Raw genomic sequence first — 20,722 nt, forward strand, 5'->3', positions numbered from 1 at the left:
AGTATGAAAAGCAAATAAATTTATGTTTACGGCAAGGTTCCGGCTGCGTGCCGTTTCGAGCGTTAGGCCTACGGAAGCCTGTCTTAAAAAGCTCGACCGCGGCTAAGCAGACGGGTTCTCGCCGTAAACACAGCTTTATCAGCTGATATTTTTCAAACTCGACATTCGACCTTTTGATTTTATGATAGGAGGTGAATTTTCAGCTGTCAACGAAAATAAAAATTTACGGTTTTACATACTAAAAATACGGTTTTACAATATGAAACAATAGATGATTCGGCTTTCGGCAACGGCGGTATATGTGCTTTTCACCGCCGCCGTTTTATTATAGAGAATAATTATTATACAGTAATTTTTAAGCGGGAAGTTTTGATATGCAAAAAATTATTGCATATCCTCTTCCAGCCAACGTTCGAAATCCTTTTCATCGTCGGGAGCCCCGTCGACGAAAGAGGGATCCATGTGCATTAAAAAATGCCAATCGCTTTCTTCCTTTTTTTTATACACGATCGCCTCTCCATCTTCGGAACCGAAAAACGACCTGTCAACTTCGCAGCCTTGCCGTTCAAGCAAAATTTTTGCGCGTTCGTATGTGCGCTCCCGCTTTTCGATATACGCTTTTACTTCCGCATTGTCGATAACGTATGCGTCCACGCGCGTACATCCGTCCGCAAGACCCCGACCCGGCTTTTCCATATTCGGAATTTCCCGCCAGATGATTTCCGCGTCTTCCGTATCCGGAAACATAAAACGGCTGAGCGGTATGCACTTACCGTTATATTCGATTTCGGTATAATCGGGCAGTTTTTCGGGACTCAGCGTTTCGCGCACGTCGCAAAAATCGCCGTCCCGTTCTTCGGTCAGCGTATAACCGGGAACGGATCGAAGACTCTTTTTCGCTTCGTCGATGTTTTCAAACAGGGCGAACGGCGTTTCATTTCCGTTTTGATTGAAAACCAATAGATACGTCGTTTGCTTCGGATCGGGCTTTTTTCCGTTTTGCCGTTCCGTTTCCGGCTTTTCGATTTCCGATGCAGCTCGTTCGGGTATCCTGTTTTCGGACACGAGGTCTTTCGCATCGCCGCTTTTTATCGCACCGTTTTCCTGCCGTACGTCTTTCGGCGCTTCGCTCGACCGGCTCTTTGCCGTCACGCGGGGAACGGAAATCTTTATGACGCTCACCGCCGCAGCCATCTCTTCCGATACGGTAAAAGCTTTGCCGGTTTGCGTTTTCATAATCGACTCCAAACCGAACACCTTTTCCTTTGGGTCTTCGACAATTTCGGCCGTACCGTTGCCCATAACGCTCGCATACGCGGAACTGTATTTGCACGGAATGTCGCCGCCTGAAATCAGAGCAATGTCCGTTTCGAGTTCGATAAAAACGTTCGGATTTTTTTTAATGCAACCGATTTTACGCCCCTCTTGTGCGCTGTGCAGATAGAGCGTCAGCGCTCCGTCGGTAAAAACATAACCGTACTGCATCGGTACGACGTAGGGCACGCCGTCGTCGATCATGCCGATATGCACGACCTTCGCTTTTTCGATGATGTTTTCGATTTGCCGGATATCGGTCACTTCTCTGTCTTTTCTTCGCATGCGAACCTCCGTACGCCCAGCTTTTTAGTATAACAAAGTTCGATTTACGTCAAGCGATGTATGTAACATCTCAAAGGCTGTTTTGCAGCGTATGCAAAGCAGCCTCTTTTGTTTTAAACTTCAGACGGCATATTGTAATCATTCTCTTTCCTCCGTTATACTGTCGCGTACAACGCAGCGGTTTTAAAATCGTTGTACGACGGAGGTTCTCTAATGCCAAGCGAAAAACGCTTCGTTTATTGTATGCGCTGTATGTCGATTGTCGTCGCACTTTCTATTTTTATGCTTTCATCGCGCTCGAAACTGCCGCTGCCCGATTCGGTAGTGTTTCCGGGCATGGATAAAGTTTTGCATGCGCTCGCGTTCGGGTGCTTTGCGTTCGCTTTTTCGTATTGGCTCGGCAGCGATATGTGGAAGGCAAAGCCTGTCGTATGCGTTTTGATCGTGTGCATCGCCGCCGCCTGTTACGGGGCAAGCGATGAAATTCACCAAATGTTTGTTCCCGGCCGCGACGCTTCCGTATACGATTGGATTGCCGACTGTACCGGAGCACTCGCCGCGTCTTGTTTGCGCACGGTTCTTATCCGACGGCGTCAACACGTCGCGCGTGTTAAAAAAATCGAACGCTAAAGGGACATAAAGAGATTTGCGGGGAAACGACACCGACGGTTTCTTTTCCCCGCGCCCTTATTCGTGCGGAGGGTTTAATACCCCGACGCTTGCGTCGGGGTTGTTGATGCTTCCCTTTCGCAGGTTAATAATTTTTACAATGTGAGCGGCGGCGGCACATAAGCGCGCGCTTTCAATTCGTTGTCGAGCAAGTACAGGGCTTTCGCGTCGCTTCCGAACAGATCGTATTTTGCAGATACTATCTCTTAATAAAATCCGATATTCGTCGGATACTTAACGCAATCGATCAAAGTCACTATAATACGCCGAATGTTTTCTCAGAGGAATTATATGTCAAAACATACCTGCTTCGGCACGACGCATTTTTACACTCGCGCGCTTTCGATTGCACTGCCGGTCATGGCGCAGCTTTTTGTACAAAGCTTTGTTTCGCTGATCGACAATTTTATGGTTGCCGGACTCGGCGATATAAAAATGGCCGGCGTAAATACCGCAGGGATGATTATCTTTGTCTTTATCATCCTCGTAAATACCCTTTGCTCTGCAGGCGGTATTTTTATGTCGCAATTCAGAGGAGCAAAAGACGGTGAAGGCATGCAGCAGAGCCTGCGCTTTAAATTTTTGCTCACCGGTACGGCGGGGCTTGCGTTTACGATTATCGGTTTGATTGCACCGCGAGGTTTGTTCCGTCTTATGCTGACGGTGAATACCGATGCGGAGCCGATTATCGATCAGGCCGTACGGTACTCGCGCGCGGTTGCACTTTCATGGATACCGATGGTGTTTTCACAATCGCTTGCTTCTTCTTTGCGCGAAATCGAAATCGTCCGCCCTCCGTTGGTTATCTCAGTTATTGCAACACTTGTAAATACATTCTTTAATTGGGTTTTTATTTTCGGAAACCTCGGTTTTCCGCGTCTTGAAGTTGAAGGAGCCGGAATCGCAACAGTTATTGCGCGAGCGGCGGAGCTGATATTGTTTATTGCGTATGTTATCGTAAAAAAGCCGCCGTTCCTTTTCAATATATTCAAACTCTTCAACATAAAAGTGCGGCTGTTCGGAACAATTATCAAAAAATCGACTATGATTTTATATTCGGAGCTGACATGGGCTTTGGCGGAAGCCGTTTCAACCGCTTTGTACAATACGCGCGGAGGAGCGGAAGTCGTCTCCGGTATGTCGGCGGGTTTTGCGATTGCAAATCTCTTCTTTATCTGTTTTTCAGGAATCGTAACTGCTTCGTCGGTTATATTGGGACAGGAACTGGGGGCGGGCAGACTGCAAGAAGCAAAAAAATATAAAAATTGGATACTGTCCGGCTCCGTACTCTTCGGCTTTATATTTATGGCAGCCGGATTTTGTACGGTATGTTTAATCCCCTTTGTGTTTAAAAATTTAAGCGGCGGTTCTCAAACTATTGCACGCGGTCTTATTATCACCGCAGCTGCATACCTTCCGCTTTGGGCATATTTAAATGCACAGTATGCGATTTCACGCACCGGAGGCGATACGACGATGGGTGTTATCTGCGATACTATTGCCAATATTCTTTTTGTAGGCGGCATCTTTCTTTTAGTACGCTTTACCGCACTCGGTCCCGTTGCGATGTATGCGATCGTTAAAACCTCCGATGCGGTCAAAGCCGTCATCGCGCATTTTTGGCTCAAAAAAGAACGTTGGCTTGTGAACTTGACTTCCGATAAAAAGTAAAATCGCTGCGCGGCCTCTGCATACTTTAGAAAACTCGAAATTAAACGGGACGCGCTATTTCAGCGTTTCGTTTTAACTTTCAAATAAAAGTATATTGCGTATTCGTCAGCTTGTGCATCGGTGCAATATACTATACAGTAATTCAAACAAGGGAATACAATGATGAAAACGATAACGATTGACGGCGAGCATCTTACAATCGACGGCGTGTGTGCCGTCGCATACGGTAAAAGTGCGGTTTCGTTTCCGGAGGACGCCGCGTTTTTCGAAACGCTCCGCCGCTCGCGCAAATTTCTCGAAGAGTATATCGCAAAGGGTTTTCCGACATACGGCGTAACGACGGGTTTCGGCGATTCGTGCGCAAATCAAATCAATCCTTCACGCGCGGCAGAGCTGCAAAAATCCATTGTACGCTTTCACGGCATCGGGCTCGGTAAAAAATTTTCGCACGAAGAAGGACGCGCCGTCGTACTGTGCCGATTGAACTCCGACGTAAAAGGCGGGCATTCGGCGATCAGAGTCGCCCTCGCCGAAATGCTCAAAACCCTGCTCGACAAAGATATCGTTCCCGTGATCCCCGAACTGGGATCGGTCGGCGCATCGGGTGATTTGACGCCGCTGTCCTATGTGGCTGCCGTCGTCATGGGAGAGCGCGAAGCGTATTACAAAGGGAAAATCGTTCCGGCGATCGACGCGCTCAAAGCCGAAGGAATCGCCCCTCTTCCGCTTGCGGCGAAAGAAGGACTTGCGATCATGAACGGTACGTCGGTGATGACGGCCGTCGCCTCCCTTTCGTGGAAACGCGCGCGGAGGCTTGCGAATATCTGCGATTTCGTCACCGCAGCGACTGCGGAAATCGTACGCGGCAACGAAGTGCCCTTCCGAAAAAAAGTCGCGGAGATGAAAAATCACGCGGGACAGATCGAAAGCGCGGGCTATATTTACGATATCGTAAAAAACTCGAAGCGCGTGTATCGATACGAAGACCTGCTCGAACGCATCGGCTCCATCGGCGACGTGCAGTTTGAAAAGCGCTTTGTCAAAATTCAGGATCGTTATTCCATTCGCTGCGCGCCGCAGATAAACGGCGTCCTGCGCGACACGCTTCGGATCGCGCGGCAGTGGATCGAAGAAGAGCTCAACTCCGCGAACGACAATCCGCTCGTCAACGTCGATACGCAAGAGCTTTACAACACCGGCAATTTTTACGGCGGGCACATCTGCGCCGCCTGCGATTACCTGCGCATCGCGCTTGCGAACATCAGCGATTTGGCGGACAAACAGGCGGAGATCATAATCGACGGAAAATTCAACAATCTCACGGAAAACCTGATCCCGTTTACCGACGATACCGACGAACGCGCGGGACTGCGCTTCGGCTTTAAGGCGGCGCAGATTACGATGTCGGCGATTCGTGCGGAAGTGCAGCATTGCTGTACGGCGATGAGTATTCAGTCGAGCCCGACGGAAGCGCTCAACCAGGATAAAGTTTCCATGGGTACGATTTCGGCGCGAAAACTGCGCGACCAAATCGATCTCATCTATCTGCAATACGCCGTACACATACTCGCGGTGTGCCAAGCGGTCGATTTAGTCGGAGCTTCGGAGTTCGGAGAATTTACGCAACGAGTGCATGCCGAAGTCCGCGCCGTCTCCGCTCCGCTCGTTGACGACCGCCGGCTCGATGCAGATGCGGAAAAAGTCGCACGGCTGCTCGAAGCGACGGAGCTTTTCGACTGAACGATCCGGGCTTGCTGAAAATACGATCGGGTTTTTCGAGATGCCCGTCACAGCAAACCGAGCGCCGAAAGACGCGTTTCCAGTGCTTCCGCCGTTGTAAATAAAAAAGTCGAAAGCCCGAGTGCTTCGGCGGCCTCTATGTTTTCCGGATTATCGTCGGCTGGAAACACGCGCCGCATTCTTGCGTACAGCATAAAAGCTCGTTCAATTATTTCACTGATATTATCGATTTTTCCTCTTTTCAAATTTTACATTTGGAGTTATACTATATCAAGTATCAGGAGATATCGTTGAGCTTTCCTATACCGACCGACAATTTTACCCCCCCCCCCCCCCGAAAAATAGCATTCGCTAATACGCATGATTATAAACGTTTACTCTCTGCTTGCGACGACTTATTAAAAAAATATCGGCACTTATTGTGCGATTACTATGATTTACTTACGCGTTGTCAAACCGTTTTATTAAAAAATAAAGATGCCATCGATTATTATCGTGCCGGCTTTGAACATCCGCCCGGCGCAAATGAGGTATCCGTTTTATATCGTTTCGGAAATAACAATGAAATACGCATCGGCAAGCTTACATGATTGCGATGTGCAATATAAGAAATTTTTATAGGAGGCTTACTTTGAAAAAACGTTTTTCGCTCCGTTATAAGCTTATCCTGGTTTTCGGATTATTGATTTTAACGGCGGGTGCAATTGAATCGCTGCTTGCCATACATTCGGCTCGCAAAGCGGTCATTGAAAAAGTGGAAATACACCTTATCGATAAAGCGACCGATGTTTCGCGGATAATAGACGGGCGCATTACCTCGATTTGGCAATTCCTTGAAGGTATAGCGCGTATGCCTATGTTTACCGATGCATCCGTTTCAAATGCGGAAAAAATCAGACTGCTGCGGGAACAGGCGTCATTCAATACATCCATTCAGGAATTGGATTTCAGCGAGCTTGACGGCACGCTCCACAGTATCGGCGGAAATGCCCAAGTCGGCGATCGGGAGTGGTTCCAATCGGCACGGAGCGGAAAACCGTTTCTTTCCGAACAGCTTTTTTCAAAAACAACGCAAAAACTCATCCAAGTTATTGCCGTTCCCATATACGACAATAATCATCAGATCATCGGTGTTTTGAGTGCGGATATTGACGGATTTTGGCTTTCCGAACAAATTAAAGATATCGTTGTCGGTAAAACGGGCAATTGCTATATAATGGCCGACAGCGGTGTCATTGTCGCGGATAAAGATACCGAGCTGGTTCGAAGTCAAGCCAATATCATCGAGCAGGCAAAGACGAATAAAGAGCTTGCTTCGTGCGCCGCTTTTTTGGAACACGTTTGGAACACCGACGAAAGTGAAATCGGCTATTACACATACCAAGACGAAGCCTATATCGCTTCTTTTGCGACGATGCAAACGACCGACTGGTCGGTCATCATCCGCGCTCCCGTAAACGAATTTTTGGGAGCGGTAAACACCCTGCGCCTTTCGCTCTTGGGGCTTACTGCGATTATTTTGGTTATCACGTTTGTCGTTATCTATTTTGTTGCGCGCGCAATTATAAAGCCGATCCGAACCGCCGTCGGTGCATTGCGGAATATTTCACAGGGCGAAGGCGATCTTACCGTCCGTCTTCCGGTAAACGGCAACGATGAGATCACCGATATGGCCGAATACTTCAACGAAACGATCGCGAAAATCGGCCGCTCCATAAAGACCGTCGGAGAGAACTCCGGCACGATGGAAGCCATCGGCGAAGAGCTTGCGTCGAATATGACCCAAACGGCAAGTTCCGTACACGAAATCAGCGCGAATATCGACGGGGTAAAGCAGCAGGCGCTGACACAGGCGGCGAGCGTGAGCGAAACGGCCGCGACGATCGAAGAGATCGTGCGTACGATCAAACAGCTTAACAACAGCATCGAAACGCAGGCTGCGAGCGTTGCCCAGTCGTCGGCATCGGTGGAAGAGATGGTCGCGAATATCGGCGCGGTTTCGCAGACGCTCGAACAGACGGATGACGTTATCAAAACGCTTGCGGATGCGACGGCCGACGGAAAAGGCAGCGTCGTCAGCGCCAATGCGGTGACGCAACAGATCGCCGAAGAATCGGGGAGTTTGCTTGAAGCCTCGAGCGTCATACAGCACATCGCAAGTCAGACGAACTTGCTTGCGATGAATGCGGCGATCGAAGCAGCGCATGCGGGAGAGGCGGGCAAGGGTTTTGCGGTCGTTGCCGATGAGATCCGAAAGCTCGCCGAAGATTCCGCGATGCAGGGCAAGACGATAACGGAGACGCTGAAAACGCTCTCCGGAGAAATCGAAACGCTGTCGGCGTCGTCGAAAACGGCGGAAGAAAAGTTCAATACGATATTCAATTTGTCGGAGCAGGTAAAATCGATGAGCGATCGATTGACGGAAGCGATGCGTAAGCAGGAAAACGGGAGCAAAGAAGTGCTCTCTGCGATTAAAAGCATCAACACGGTGACGATGGAAGTACAGGCGGGGTCGGAAGAGATGCTGAAGGGCGGAGAAAGCGTCGCCGCAGAGATGCGGAAGCTCGACGATCTGACGCGCATCATTACCGACAGCATGAATGAAATGGCGTCGGGAGCGGTGCAGATCAACAACGCGGTGCAGGAAGTGAACCGGATCACGCAGGAAAACAAAACGAGCATTCAAAAATTGGCGGCTGAAGTCGGGAAGTTTAAAGTGTAAGGCGTTCGTTTGCGGGCGTATTTTGTGATGAGTATGCTTGCGGGTAAAGTTTCGAGCGCGCGCACAAACGTATTCGCTGTGGGTGTATCTTCAGTCATTTTGATGCTCCATCTTTCGCCGTTTCGTGTATCGGCGATCTCCGCTGCATACGCATCGCTATTTGAACGGTATTTTTGAGCCGCGGATAAATGCCGTTGCCGCGGCGCCGAGCAGCGACGCATTGTAGCCGAGCGCCGTCGAAACTATCGTCAGATTTTTATTTGCCGTCGCGTATAGGTGTTCGTCGACCGTCTTTTTGAGCGCGGCGATGTAGAGACTGCTGTCCATACCGATTCCGCCTCCAAGAACGACGAGCGGAACGTTGAGTATGTTTACCGCAGCGGCGATTGCCTTACCGATATAGACACCTGTTTTTTCATATATGGCGCGCGCCGCCGCATCGCCCGCTTCCGCCATGTGTGCAATTGTTTTAGCTGAAAGCGAAGGCTTTCGAGCCGTGACGGTGGCTTCATATCTTCTAACGATTCCCGGCCCCGCAGCGACCGATTCAAGGCAGCCTCTGTTTCCGCACGGACAAAGAAAATCTTCGTCGGTGACGCACACATGTCCAAGTTCTCCCGCGTTGCCTGACGCTCCCGAAAAGAGTTGTCCGTTGAGAAAGATACCGGCACCGCAGCCGTTGCTTATCGTGAGCCAAATAAAATCGTCGACGGTTTTTGCACAGCCGAATATTTTTTCCGCACATGCGCAGTTGTTCGCATCGTTGTCAATAAACACGGGCAGAGCGAACAGTGCCGCCAAATTTTCCGCGATGGGAAAGTCCCGTACTTTTGAAAAAACCGCTTCTTTCCAAACACCCGTTTTCGGGTCGGCAAGTCCCGGAATGCTTACGCCGATACGGTCGGGCGCAAACATTTCGGCAAGCGGCATACAGAGCTGCCGGATCGAATCGAGGATGATCTGCCGGCTGACCGACTGAAATTGCATTTTGCGCTCAGCGAGAATCTGTCCCGTTTCGTCTACGATTCCGACGAAGAGTTTTGAGCCTCCGATATCGATTGCAAGTGCGGTGCGTTTTTTCATCTGCTCGACTCCCGTACGATCATCGACGGCGCGTACACGGTACCCGTCGGCACGTCTTTTTGTGAAATGATGTCGAGGAGCTTTTTTGCAGCGGCTTCTCCGAGCCGGAATGCATTTTGAGAAACGGTCGTCAGCGCAACTTTGCACAGTTTTGCGAGCTTTATGTCGTCGTATCCGATGACGGAAACCTGTTCGGGAACGCGTATTCCGCTTTCGATCAATTTATGCAAGGTTCCGATTGCAACGTTGTCGTTCGTGATAAAAAGTGCGGTTTTTACCGTATCGATTCGATTGTTTTTTATTAAAATCGGAACGAGATTTTCTCCGTCTTCAAATGTGCTTACGTGTTCATAACGGACGACGCGCTTCACTTTCAGTACGGCCAGGCATCCGTTTACTCTGTCCGTAATCGTTTGGTGTTCGAAGCCCGACACGACGATGTGCTGCTTTGCGCCGAGGGTGTTCATGTATTCACCCGCGAGTTTTCCGCCTGCGAAATTGTCGGAGGCGACGTAGGGGCATCGGCGCGAATCGGGGATGCAGTTGAATACGACGAGCGGTATCTTCGCTTTCAGCAGTATATTGATACTCTTGCTCGAATTCGAAAGCGGGGCGAGCAGCACGCCGTTCGCACGTTTGCTGATGAGCGAGCGTATCTGCGCGCTCTCTTTTTCGGCGATCCACTGTGACGAATGGATTTCAAGCGAATATCCGTTTGCGGAGAGCACGCGGTCGACTCCTTCAAGGATTTCGACGAAAAAGAAATTCGCCATTTCGTTGATGACGATGCCGACGGTCTTTGTCGGCGTACCGCTGAGGTTTTGTGCAATCGTACTGGGTACGTAATTTTTTTTGCGGATGACGCGCTGCACTTTTTCTCTCGTTTCCGCTTTGACGATGGACGGATTCGTCATAACGCGGGAAACGGTCGACTTCGATACGCCTGCTATGTGTGCGACATCGTTGATGGTAATCATAGGATTATTATCAACCGTATTTTGTCCTTTTGCAACTTTAAATTTTTTGTATAACTTAAAATTTTTTATTGACAGACGGACGGTCATGCCGTATCATTTAATGAAACCGGTTTCAAAAAAGGTAAAAATATGCCCCTTTCGTTTTCGGATCAATTCGATAAAGCGGCTTTGGAAGCCGCATCCGTTGCCGTTATCGGCGATATCTGTATCGATCATTATTATTTTACCGATTCGGCGGTATCCGAAATATCCGTAGAAACGGGGCTGGAAACGGTATCGGTAAAATCGAGCGAGTATTATCTCGGAGGCGCGGGTAACGTTGCCGAAACGCTTCGGACGCTCGGAGTCGGAAACGTCGATCTCTACGGCATTTCGGGTTCTGATGCCGAAAGTGCGATTTTGGAAGCGCTGTGCAAAGAACGCGGAATTTCGACTCGCGGCATCGCGGTACAAAAAACGGACTGGCAGACGAACATGTACCACAAAATTATTAAAGACGGAAGAGAGCTGCCCCGTTTCGATTTGGGAAATTTCAATCTTGTTTCCGAAGCGACGCAAAACGAGCTGCTCGAAAAACTCGATGCGTCGCTTTCCGAATACCGCTGCATCATCGTAAACGAACAGCTGCTTTCCGGTTTGACGACCGACCGTTTTATACGCGAACTCAATAAGCGGATCGCTTCGAGTGCGGGGCAAATCGTTTGGCTCGTCGATACGCGGCACCGCATCGGAAGTTATGAAAACGTCATCTACAAGATAAACGAGCGTGAAGCGCTCTCGTATTATAACGGAAAAACCGGAAGCGAACGATCCGTCGAAAAAGCCGCCGCCTCTCTTTCCGCGCGTTGGAACCGGCCGATCGCCGTAACGCTCGGAAAAGAAGGCGCGCTCGCAGTGCAGGACGGCAAAAGCCGCCGCGCGCTCGGCATAGACTTTACACAGCCGATCGATACGGTCGGAGCGGGGGATGCGTTTATCGCGACGATGGCCGCCGCCCTTGTTTCGGGGCTTTCGTTTTTCGATGCCGTCGATGCCGCAAATCTCGGCGCATCGGCAAGCGTTTTGACGCTGTATCGGACGGGACATCCTTCGCTTTCCGATATGCGCGCCGTCGCGCACAATGCGATGTTTCGCTATCATCCTGAAATTGCGAGTTATGCGGAAAAGCCGCGCACGCTTCCCGATTCGCACATCGAAATCATTGACGAGGCGGCATTCGAAAATCGCCGCATCTATCCGCAGGTTGCGATCTTCGATCACGACGGAACGATCAGCGTGCTTCGGCAGGGCTGGGAAAGTGTCATGGAAGCCGTCATGGTCGAAGCGGTGACGCAGGATGCGAGCGCGGATGAAGAGCTTCGGAAGCGTATTACGGCGGACGTCAAAGAACTTATCGATAAAACGACCGGTATTCAAACGATCATTCAAATGCAGCTGCTCATCCCGATCATAGAAAAATACGGGCTTGTAAAAACCGTCCGCTCGGCGGAGGATTACAAAGCGATATTCGTCCGGCGATTAAAACAATCGATGCAGGAAAAAGTCGATGCGCTGAGCCGCGGTGAATTGAACACCGACGACGTAACGATAAAAGGAGCTCGGGATTTTTTGCAAACGCTTTTTGAAGCGGGAACGAAATTGTATTTGGCAAGCGGCAGCGATCACGACGACGTCGTGCGCGAAGCGGAACTGCTCGGTTATGCACATCTGTTTACCGGAGGCATCTGCGGTTCGGTCGGCGATCCTAAAAACGATCCGAAAAAAATCATCATTCAGAAAATTATTAAAGAGCTTGCAGGGCGGGGTATTCGTCCGGAAAGCTGTGCGGTTTTCGGCGACGGACCGGTCGAAATGCGCGAAGCGCACGAAAACGGATTTTTTGCAGTCGGCGTTTTGTCCGACGAAAAACAGCGCTTCGGCGTCAATCGGGCAAAGAGGGCGCGCCTCGTGCTTGCGGGGGCGGACGTATTGATTCCCGATTTTTCGCAGATACGCCGTATTTACGGCGGGGCGTAATCGGTGCGATTTTACGGGTCGGGGCGATATTTTCATCGGTTAATAAATTTTAATAAGGAATGTTATGGCTGCGATGCGATTGTTCGACAGGTCGGAGATGCGCTATTTCCCGCTGTCGGAAAGGAAAAACAAAGTTTTCATTGAGCGCGATTACGTCGATGAAAAAACGTATAAAAGCAAAGCCTCGCCTGAACTACGCCGCCGTGCCGAACAAATTGCCGACGAACTGCGGAAAGCGAAAGAGGCGGGCGCTTCCCGCATGTGCGCATTCGGCGCGCACGCGATCAAAAACGGGCTCGGTCCGCTGCTTTCGAAATTCGTTGCGGAAGGATGGTTTACGCACCTTGCGACGAACGGCGCCGGCGTCATCCACGATTGGGAATTTGCGTTTCAAGGGCAAAGCAGCGAAGATGTCCGCGCGAATGTCGCGTTGGGGCAGTTCGGCACGTGGCAGGAGACGGGCTTTTCGATCAACGCGGCGATCGCCGCAGGCGCATACGAAGGGCTCGGTTACGGAGAGGCCGTCGGCAAAATGATTTCGAAAGACGGCATCGATATTCCGTCGGCAGAAGAGCTCGAAAAGGTCGTCTGCGATAAAAACGCTCCGCTTTCAAAACGCGCCGCCGCCGCCGATTTTCTCGATGAAATACATTCCCTCGATCTGCCGGAAGGGCGCTTTTTGGCGATAGCGCATCCGTATAAGCGTTTCAGCGTGCAGGCTGCCTGCTATGAAAACGGCGTGCCGTTTACCGATCATCCGATGTTCGGCCACGATATCATCTATACGCACAAAGCGAATAAGGGAGCTGCGATCGGGAGGACGGCGGAAGTCGATTTTTTACGCTATGTTGCATCGGTGAGCGGTTTGCAAAACGGCGTGTATTTGTCGATCGGATCGGCGGTTATGAGTCCGATGATTTTTGAAAAAGCGCTGTCGATGGCGAGGAACGTTGCAATTCAAAACGGGCAAGAGATTCGGAACGCTGCGATCCACGTATTCGATTTGCAGCGCGAAACGTGGGATTGGAGAAGGGGTGAGCCGCCTGCGGACAATCCCGCATATTACCTGCGCTTTATGAAGACCTTCAGCAGGATGGGCTGTCCCGTCGATTACACGTCGGCCGATAACCGAGACATATTGGTGGAATTGTACAGAGCGCTGCACCGGTAGCCGCCGAATTCGAATGGGTAAGGTGCGGCAAAAAAATCTTTGACTTTTCGAAAATGAGGTCGTATAATTTATGAGAACGGTTTCATAAAACAATGGATCATTTCATAAACGAGGAATTTTATGGATGCAAGAGAGATTGTTTCGTGGAAAGACGAGTGGAAACGCCATATACATAAAGAACTTTTGCCGTTTTGGGTTGAACGCTGCTGGGATACGGTAAACGGCGGTTTTATCACACAATACGATGCGGCCGGCAATCTGACTGATTGCAATGAAAAACCGATGCTGGCGCATATGCGTACTTTGTTTTCGTTGTCGCTCGCAGTGCAGTACGGGCATGATACTGCCGGCCGCTGCGCAGCAATTGCCAGAAAAGGCTTTGAGTTTGCGGTGCAAACGCTCTGGGACGACGTATACGGCGGTTTTTATTGGATGCTTGATCGGAAAAACCGTATTATCGACAATCAAAAAATCGTATACGGACAGAGCTTTGCAATATATGCGCTTGCCGTTTATGCAAAAACGTTTCACGATGTGCAGGCGCTCTTCTATGCGGAAAAATGTTTTGAACTTTTGCAGGTGTATGCGGCGGAAACTTCAAAGGGCGGTTATTGGGAAATGTTTTCGCGCGAGTGGAGATTGTGCGGCCCCGGATCCGCAGGCGGCGACAGAAAAACGCTCGACGTCCACATGCACTTGATGGAAGCGTATACGGCTTTGTACTGTGCATCGGGAAAAGATATTCATCGAAGAAAATTGCAGGAACTTATCGATATCCTCGTCAATACGATGCTCGATAAAACATATCGAACGGGGATTCCGCAGTTCGATAAAGATTGGAATAAAGTGCCTCAAATAAAATTTTCCGTCGTTTGGGGTATGGACAGATTTGACAAAGGGGCAAAACCCCACGCCGATAATATGTCGTACGGCCATAATGTCGAATTGTTTTGGCTGCTTTCGGATGCATTAAAAGCGCTCGCCGAATCGTCTGCGTCCTATGAACCGACATTCAGAGCCGTTTTGGATAATGCGGTGACATACGGTATCGACCGGAAATACGGCGGCGTATACGTTGAGGGCGCATCGGACGGACATGCGGTATACGATGAAACGAAAGAATTTTGGCAGCAAGCGGAATTATTAAACGGGTTGTTGGAAGCGTATCTTCTTTTCCACGATGAAACATACATCGATGCATATCGGAATATTCACACGTTTGTTATGGAAAAAGGAATCAATCATAAAGTCGGAGAATGGTGGCCGCTGTTGACGCGTGAGGGCGACCCGATATGGACATATATGAGCAATTCATGGAAAGCCAATTATCATACGATCAGATGTGCAGTGCTTTGCATAGAACGGCTCAAAAAAATTGCTGCGATGCGGTAGCGTATACTTATCTCTTTGACCGGAGATAAAAAAATATCAGGGGGTACGGTTATGAGAAAATGCATTGGTGTCCTTATCGCTTGTCTTTGCGTATACGGGCTTGCGTTTGCAATGGGTACGGATGATTCCACAGTGCAAAAGAAGGGGAAAAACTCCGTCGAAATTTTCAGTTGGTGGACTGCCGGCGGCGAAGCAGAAGGGCTGCAGGCGATGATCGACGAATTCAACAAAGAAAATCCCGACGTTGAATTGATCAACGCAACCGTAGCCGGCAGCGCCGGCTCAAACGCGAAAGCCGTCCTCGCTACGCGTATGCAGGGAGGAAACGCGCCGGATTCTTTTCAAGTACATGCGGGACATGAATTGATCGATACGTGGGTCGTTTCCAATTATATGGAACCCTTAACTCAGATGTTCAAAGATAACGGTTGGCTCGATAAATTTCCGAAAGGCGTTTTGGATATCGTTTCGTATAAGGGCGAAATATATTCGGTTCCCGTAAATATTCATCGTTCCAATGTGCTGTGGTATAACCCTAAAATTTTTAAAAAATACAATCTTCGCGTTCCGAAGACGATGGATGAACTGTTTGCGGCCTGTGAAATATTACAAAAAAACAGAGTTATCGCATTCGCGCTCGGCGATACCTCTCCGTGGACGGCGACGCAGCTTTTGGAAAATGTCATCCTTGCCGATGCCGGTCCGGAAAAATATATTGCGTTGTGGAACGGAAAATGCAGTTGGTCGGACAAGGATATCGTAAAGGCGCTGAACGATTACGCCCGTCTCATAGGCTACGTCAATACCGATCATTCCGCCTATACCGATATGAACGCATTGCTCGCGGTTTCCGAGGGCAAAATGGCGATGAACCTGATGGGCGACTGGGCGCTCGGCCTGTATCAGCAGACAGGCAAAAAGGAGGGCGTCGATTGGGAATGGGCAGTATTTCCCGGAACACAGGGCGATTTCATTTTGATTTCCGATTCTTTCGGCTTGCCGAGAAAAGCGAAGAACCGCGCGAACGCCGTTAAGTGGCTGACGCTGTGCGGTTCGAAACAAGGGCAGGATGCGTTTAATCCTATCAAAGGTTCGATCCCTGCACGGCTCGACGCGGACAGATCAAAATATTCCGCATATTCAAAGCAAGCGATGGCGGATTTCGCTTCCAATGCGATCGTTCCGTCCGTCGCACACGGTTCCGCTATTTCGGAAGCGTGGGTAACGAAAGTAAACGATATCGTCAATGTCTTTACGTCCGATCGAGACGTCAATACTGCGATAAAAGAATTCCAGTCCGCCGCAAACAGGTATGCGCCGAAAAATTAACCGATTGCCGGTACGGGCAGGCTCGGTCTGCCCGTAGCGGCGTGCATATTTCGTTTTATTAAGGAAAAGGATGTGTGATAAAAAGCGTCGTCTGAAATATCGCCGTCGCTGGAGTCTGAAGATGAAAAACGCCAAAGCGTTTTTCTTTTATAGGAGACCCTTGCGATTTCTGCGCGGGGAACTTCGCGCTTTGCGCTCGTTGCAAGTCGCGCGGGGAACTTCGCGCTTCGCGCTCGTTGCAAGTCGCGCATTGCTCGAAATCGCAGCGTTCTTATCTCGAGTTTGTGCGGATATTGGCGGAAGATATGTATACGTATCATTTTGATGAAAATCGAATGAATACGATACACTTTATTTTGCAAGCTCGATTATTAAACGTGTGCGCGTTTGTGCACGGCTAAAAACTTTTTCGGAAGTTGATTCGAAGTCCGCGAAAGCGGACACGTAGAATCGATTCTTTGCAGAATGAGCCGGAGGCTCTAACTTCCTGCAAAAGTTTTATGGGAGGCGCTATGTATTACCCGAAGCGGGAAATAGGCAAGGGCATGCTTGTCATTGTACCGTTTACCGTATTGCTTTTTATTTTTGTGTACGGTTTTATCCTGTGGTCGTTTCGGGTTTCTCTGTCGTCATGGGACGGTATCATTCCGAATATGAAAAGCGTCGGTTTTTCAAATTATATCGAACTGTTTCGAAACAGACGTTTTACGGCGGATCTGTGGAATACGCTGTTTTTTACCGTTCTGTTTATGAGCGTTTGTATTGTCGGCGGCTTTGTGCTGGCGTATTTGATTTACCGCGGACTGAAAGGAGAGGGTGTATTTCGTACGGTATTCATGTATCCGCTGTCGATTTCTTTTATTGTGTCAGGCGTCGTCTGGAAATGGCAGCTCACTCCGTCTACCGGCGTAAATCAGCTTTTTCGCATGATGGGAATACCGCTGGATTTCGGTTGGTATACTTCTACGGGGCATATCGGTCCTTATAACGTTGCATTGATTTCTTTAGTGCTTGCCGCTTCCTGGCAATATCTCGGGTATACGATGGCGATGTTTTTGGCAGGGCTTCGTACCGTACCGAGGCAGATCGTCGAGTCGGGTATGATTGACGGGGCAAGCGAATTGCGGATAATATTCAGTATTTTACTTCCCCATCTCAGACCGATCGTATTTTCCGCATTGATCGTGCTCGGACATATCTCTTTGAAGATTTTCGATTTGGTATACGCGATGACGGGTTCCGGCCCGAAATTCGTTACCGATTTTCCGGGCCTGTATATGTTCGAAACGACATTTAGGGGCAATCACTATGCGGAAGGAGCCGCGATTTCAATTATCATGCTGCTTTGCGTTGCGGTTATTATCGTGCCGTATGTAGTATCGACCTTTAGGGCGGAGAACTGACATGATGCAAAAAAATAAAACGATCCCGTTTTTTCAATATTTCTTTGCTGCCGTATTTGCCGTACTTTTTCTCTTTCCTTTGTACGTTTTACTCAACACAAGCGTAAAACCGTTTGCGAATGTCAGCCTCAGTACGATATGGGTTTTGGAATTGCATCCGACATTGTCGAATTATCGGATAGCGGCAAAAAAATTGCTTCCGAATTTGTTGAACAGCTTTAAGATGGTGCTGCCTGTTTGTTTTTTTTCCATACTTATCGGTTCGTTAAACGGATATTTTTTTTCAAAGTTTAAATTTAAAGGTTCCAATGTTATCTTTGTGCTTATCATTTTCGGTATGTTTATCCCCTACCAAAGTATTTTGATACCGCTCGTACAGACCTTGAATAAAACGCATCTTTACGGAAAGTTGCTCGGCCTCATTCTCACGCATACGATATACGGACTCCCGATATCGACACTGATGTTTCGAAATTATTATATGGAAGTCCCCGATGAAATCGTCGAAGCGGGAACTTTGGACAGTCTTGACATTTGGGGCATATACCGGCGGTTGATTCTTCCGGTTTCCGTTCCGGCTATTGTCGTTGTTTTAATTTGGCAATTTACGAGCGTTTGGAACGATTTTTTATTTGCGGTCGTCATTACGCAGGATCCTTTGATCCAACCGATAACGGTCGCCCTTCAAAATCTTTCCGGTTCGCAGGTTGTCGAATGGAATACGGTTACGGCAGGTGCGGTTTTGGCGTCGATACCCACGCTGCTCGTGTATATTTTCTTCGGCAAATATTTTATACAGGGTTTGTTGACCGGTTCGGTAAAAGGTTGAATGCGGTGCTTTGCCGCTTGCAAAAATTGCGACAGCCGCTCCCAATTATTTAAGTGAAAGCGTGTTCGCAGTTATTATTTATAACCATATTTGAATACATAATTATAATAAATAATGACATTTTTACAGATGTGCTAAAAACCGAATTTTTATAAACAATGTCTAGAAAGAAATCGGATAATTTGCCGTTAAAACCTCGATTTTGCTTTTATGTTGATCAGGTATGAAGCTCGGATGCGTATTCATTTTCAGTTCGATTTGAGACCAGCCATACTGTTTTGAGGCTTCGGAGAGATACGTATTTCGGAAAGAACTAAGTAAAAATCTCCCCTCAATTTTTGCAAGCAGATCAATAAGCTCATTGAAATCGGATTGGGAATACCCATCATAATGCCCCTGGCAAGCGCCGACATACGGCGGATCAAGGTAGAAGAAAGTTTCGCCGTTATCGTTTTGCCGAATGATTTTCAACGCATCGCAACATTCGATTTGTACATTTTGAAGGCGGATAGCCAAATCTTCGGTAAACTGCTGCCGCTTATGCGCAATGCTGCGGCTTGTTTTGCCGATTTTATCATGTTTGAATCCGGCGGTAAGCGAGTTATTAAAAGACATATTAGCGAGCACCCAAAATGCCCATGCTCTTTTTATTCTGTCAAACATATCAGGATTTTCATAGATGACGTGGGCGTGCTGGTACAATTTTCGGCTATGCAAACTGATTTCAATTTCTGCCTGCAATGCGGAAAAATCATGTTTTAGCACTTCATAAAAATTGACAACTTCCGAATTGATATCGTTAATTATTTCGGCTTTCGATACCGGTTTCGCAAAAAAAATTGCAGCGCCTCCGATAAACGGTTCGCAATATGTTTTATGAGACGGTATAAGACTTATAATTTTTTTTGCAAGTTCTTGTTTTCCGCCATAATACGAAATAGGTGTTTTCATTCATGTCTCCTTTGGGCTAAACCTGAAGACTAAACGCACCGATGTTTAAACTGCTCGTAGCTATGGGCCGGGTGGAAGCGGGTTATCCCGTAAGTGTGCTAGCACTTGTCCGCGAGTTGCCGCTCGCGGGTTTCTGCCTGTTTTCAGAGAGTATATCTTGAATGTAATTACCGAAAGCGACGCGAGGAATATTTTATAAATTTTTCATAAAATATTCCTTTTCTCTAATTGTCGGATGTCCGTGTTTCTTAGGGCGTTCAGTCAGTGCGGGAGGTAATTTATCGTTGATATGTTCATGTATAAATCTATCGAGCGTTCCCCACGTAACGCGAAATTCTTTTGCAATAGATAACTTGCTCCTGCCGGCTCTTAAAGCTCGCTTTATTTTATATCGATAAGGAGTTAGCTTATAATACTGCGGTTTTTGCCCCTTTCTGCGACCAATCTGTTTTCCTGCTTTCCGCGCTCGTGCTAATCCCTGTTTTGTGCGTTCGGATAGCAAAGAACGTTCAATCTCGGCGGACAACCCGAAGGCAAACGCAAGAACCTTTGATTGTAAGTTATCTCCCAATTCAAATCCCTCTTTTAGTGTAATGACGCGCACCTTCCTTTCTAATAATTTTTGCAGCACATTTAGAATTATTATCAATGATCTGCCAAGCCTCGACAGTTCCGTCATGATGATTGTATCATTCGGTTGTACAGTTTTTAATAATTCACCTAATTTTCTTTTTTCAGGATTCTTTAACCCGCTTATCTTTTCCGCAATCCAGTGTACGTGAAACAATCTCATTTTTTTGCAATACAACCTGATAGCTAGTTTTTGATTTTCTGTCGTTTGTCCGTCGGTTGATACGCGAATATATCCATAAATCATATAGCACCTCCATAATAATTTTATGTCGGTCATGATTTTAACGAACGGTTTGATTGTGCAGTGGATAAACGTTGCTGGAAATTGGTCTGAATCAATGAGGGTCTCTTTTCCGATAAAATTTTCAAAAATTCCAAGCGTTATGGGCTCTATGTCCCATACAGGTGCTGATTCTTATTCAGGAACGGTCAAGATTTTTAATAAAAATCTTGAAGGTTTTAACATTTCAGCAAACCATTCTGGCGAAATAACAAATTCAAGCCTTTCGTTTATTTGTATCGGTAAATAACGAACGG

18 protein-coding genes are annotated in these 20,722 nt (G+C 48.2%); 12 read left to right on the plus strand and 6 right to left on the minus strand.

The genetic code is table 11. The features are described 5' to 3' along the window. Nucleotides 1-384 precede the first annotated feature (384 nt). A complete protein-coding gene (locus IZU26_RS06310) occupies nucleotides 385-1,599 on the minus strand; it encodes a pyridoxamine 5'-phosphate oxidase family protein (protein ID WP_433277625.1) in 1,215 nt (404 codons plus the stop codon). A gap of 213 nt (nucleotides 1,600-1,812) precedes the next feature. Here IZU26_RS06310 and IZU26_RS06315 point away from each other — a divergent pair, with 213 nt between their 5' ends. From IZU26_RS06315 to IZU26_RS06325, 3 genes are all read left to right on the plus strand, one after another. Continuing rightward, on the plus strand, nucleotides 1,813-2,229 hold the full coding sequence (locus IZU26_RS06315; protein ID WP_433277627.1) for a VanZ family protein: 417 nt from the start codon (nucleotides 1,813-1,815) through the stop codon (nucleotides 2,227-2,229). Nucleotides 2,230-2,559: 330 nt separating this feature from the next. Further along, nucleotides 2,560-3,939, plus strand: a complete 1,380-nt coding sequence (locus IZU26_RS06320) for an MATE family efflux transporter (RefSeq protein WP_433277629.1) — start codon at nucleotides 2,560-2,562, stop codon at nucleotides 3,937-3,939. A 159-nt stretch (nucleotides 3,940-4,098) separates the two neighbouring features. Next, complete coding sequence (locus tag IZU26_RS06325; protein WP_433277632.1) at nucleotides 4,099-5,679, plus strand: HAL/PAL/TAL family ammonia-lyase; 1,581 nt, start codon at nucleotides 4,099-4,101, stop codon at nucleotides 5,677-5,679. 47 nt (nucleotides 5,680-5,726) lie between these two features. Here the strand turns inward: IZU26_RS06325 and IZU26_RS06330 are convergent, their stop codons facing one another. After that, the gene (locus IZU26_RS06330) at nucleotides 5,727-5,873 is read right to left on the minus strand and encodes a hypothetical protein (RefSeq protein WP_432898179.1); all 147 of its coding nucleotides are present in this window, start codon (nucleotides 5,871-5,873) and stop codon (nucleotides 5,727-5,729) included. Nucleotides 5,874-5,969: 96 nt separating this feature from the next. On the opposite strand from IZU26_RS06330, the gene IZU26_RS06335 reads away from it, so the two are divergent. Then, nucleotides 5,970-6,269 (plus strand): hypothetical protein, encoded by a 300-nt coding sequence (locus IZU26_RS06335; protein ID WP_433277634.1) that lies wholly within the window; start codon nucleotides 5,970-5,972, stop codon nucleotides 6,267-6,269. 41 nt (nucleotides 6,270-6,310) lie between these two features. Further along, on the plus strand, nucleotides 6,311-8,401 hold the full coding sequence (locus IZU26_RS06340; protein WP_433277636.1) for a methyl-accepting chemotaxis protein: 2,091 nt from the start codon (nucleotides 6,311-6,313) through the stop codon (nucleotides 8,399-8,401). Nucleotides 8,402-8,557: 156 nt separating this feature from the next. Here the strand turns inward: IZU26_RS06340 and IZU26_RS06345 are convergent, their stop codons facing one another. Together IZU26_RS06345 and IZU26_RS06350 are read right to left on the minus strand one after the other, a co-directional pair. Next, the gene (locus IZU26_RS06345; RefSeq protein ID WP_433277638.1) at nucleotides 8,558-9,484 is read right to left on the minus strand and encodes an ROK family protein; all 927 of its coding nucleotides are present in this window, start codon (nucleotides 9,482-9,484) and stop codon (nucleotides 8,558-8,560) included. Continuing rightward, the gene (locus IZU26_RS06350; protein WP_433277640.1) at nucleotides 9,481-10,461 is read right to left on the minus strand and encodes a LacI family DNA-binding transcriptional regulator; all 981 of its coding nucleotides are present in this window, start codon (nucleotides 10,459-10,461) and stop codon (nucleotides 9,481-9,483) included. The genes IZU26_RS06345 and IZU26_RS06350 overlap by 4 nt, the downstream gene beginning before the upstream one ends. Nucleotides 10,462-10,590: 129 nt before the next feature. Between IZU26_RS06350 and IZU26_RS06355 the strand changes: the two genes are divergently transcribed. The 6 genes from IZU26_RS06355 to IZU26_RS06380 all read left to right on the plus strand — a co-directional run bounded on the left by IZU26_RS06355 (nucleotide 10,591) and on the right by IZU26_RS06380 (nucleotide 18,601). Then, nucleotides 10,591-12,477 (plus strand): PfkB family carbohydrate kinase, encoded by a 1,887-nt coding sequence (locus tag IZU26_RS06355; RefSeq protein ID WP_433277642.1) that lies wholly within the window; start codon nucleotides 10,591-10,593, stop codon nucleotides 12,475-12,477. 64 nt (nucleotides 12,478-12,541) lie between these two features. Next, a complete protein-coding gene (locus IZU26_RS06360) occupies nucleotides 12,542-13,648 on the plus strand; it encodes a hypothetical protein (RefSeq protein ID WP_433277645.1) in 1,107 nt (368 codons plus the stop codon). A 120-nt stretch (nucleotides 13,649-13,768) separates the two neighbouring features. Further along, the gene (locus IZU26_RS06365; protein ID WP_433277646.1) at nucleotides 13,769-15,040 is read left to right on the plus strand and encodes an AGE family epimerase/isomerase; all 1,272 of its coding nucleotides are present in this window, start codon (nucleotides 13,769-13,771) and stop codon (nucleotides 15,038-15,040) included. A 51-nt stretch (nucleotides 15,041-15,091) separates the two neighbouring features. After that, nucleotides 15,092-16,369, plus strand: coding sequence for an ABC transporter substrate-binding protein (locus IZU26_RS06370; RefSeq protein WP_310822474.1), 1,278 nt, complete (start codon nucleotides 15,092-15,094; stop codon nucleotides 16,367-16,369). A gap of 512 nt (nucleotides 16,370-16,881) precedes the next feature. Then, the gene (locus IZU26_RS06375; protein ID WP_433277649.1) at nucleotides 16,882-17,772 is read left to right on the plus strand and encodes a carbohydrate ABC transporter permease; all 891 of its coding nucleotides are present in this window, start codon (nucleotides 16,882-16,884) and stop codon (nucleotides 17,770-17,772) included. 1 nt (nucleotide 17,773) lies between these two features. Beyond that, nucleotides 17,774-18,601: a carbohydrate ABC transporter permease gene (locus tag IZU26_RS06380; RefSeq protein WP_310822471.1), complete on the plus strand. Its 828-nt coding sequence runs from the start codon at nucleotides 17,774-17,776 to the stop codon at nucleotides 18,599-18,601. 162 nt (nucleotides 18,602-18,763) lie between these two features. On the opposite strand, the gene IZU26_RS06385 is transcribed toward IZU26_RS06380, so the two are convergent. Both IZU26_RS06385 and IZU26_RS06390 read right to left on the minus strand, forming a co-directional pair. Next, nucleotides 18,764-19,552, minus strand: a complete 789-nt coding sequence (locus IZU26_RS06385; protein WP_433277652.1) for a DNA adenine methylase — start codon at nucleotides 19,550-19,552, stop codon at nucleotides 18,764-18,766. Nucleotides 19,553-19,745: 193 nt separating this feature from the next. Next, on the minus strand, nucleotides 19,746-20,429 hold the full coding sequence (locus IZU26_RS06390) for a recombinase family protein (RefSeq protein ID WP_433277654.1): 684 nt from the start codon (nucleotides 20,427-20,429) through the stop codon (nucleotides 19,746-19,748). Nucleotides 20,430-20,451: 22 nt separating this feature from the next. Here IZU26_RS06390 and IZU26_RS06395 point away from each other — a divergent pair, with 22 nt between their 5' ends. Then, entirely contained in the window at nucleotides 20,452-20,715 is a 264-nt protein-coding gene (locus IZU26_RS06395; RefSeq protein WP_433277656.1) for a gp53-like domain-containing protein, read from the plus strand. Nucleotides 20,716-20,722: the final 7 nt, after the last annotated feature.

This window comes from Treponema sp. SP13 (assembly GCF_050938355.1).
GTDB classification, from domain to species: Bacteria; Spirochaetota; Spirochaetia; order Treponematales; family Treponemataceae; genus Treponema_D; species Treponema_D socranskii.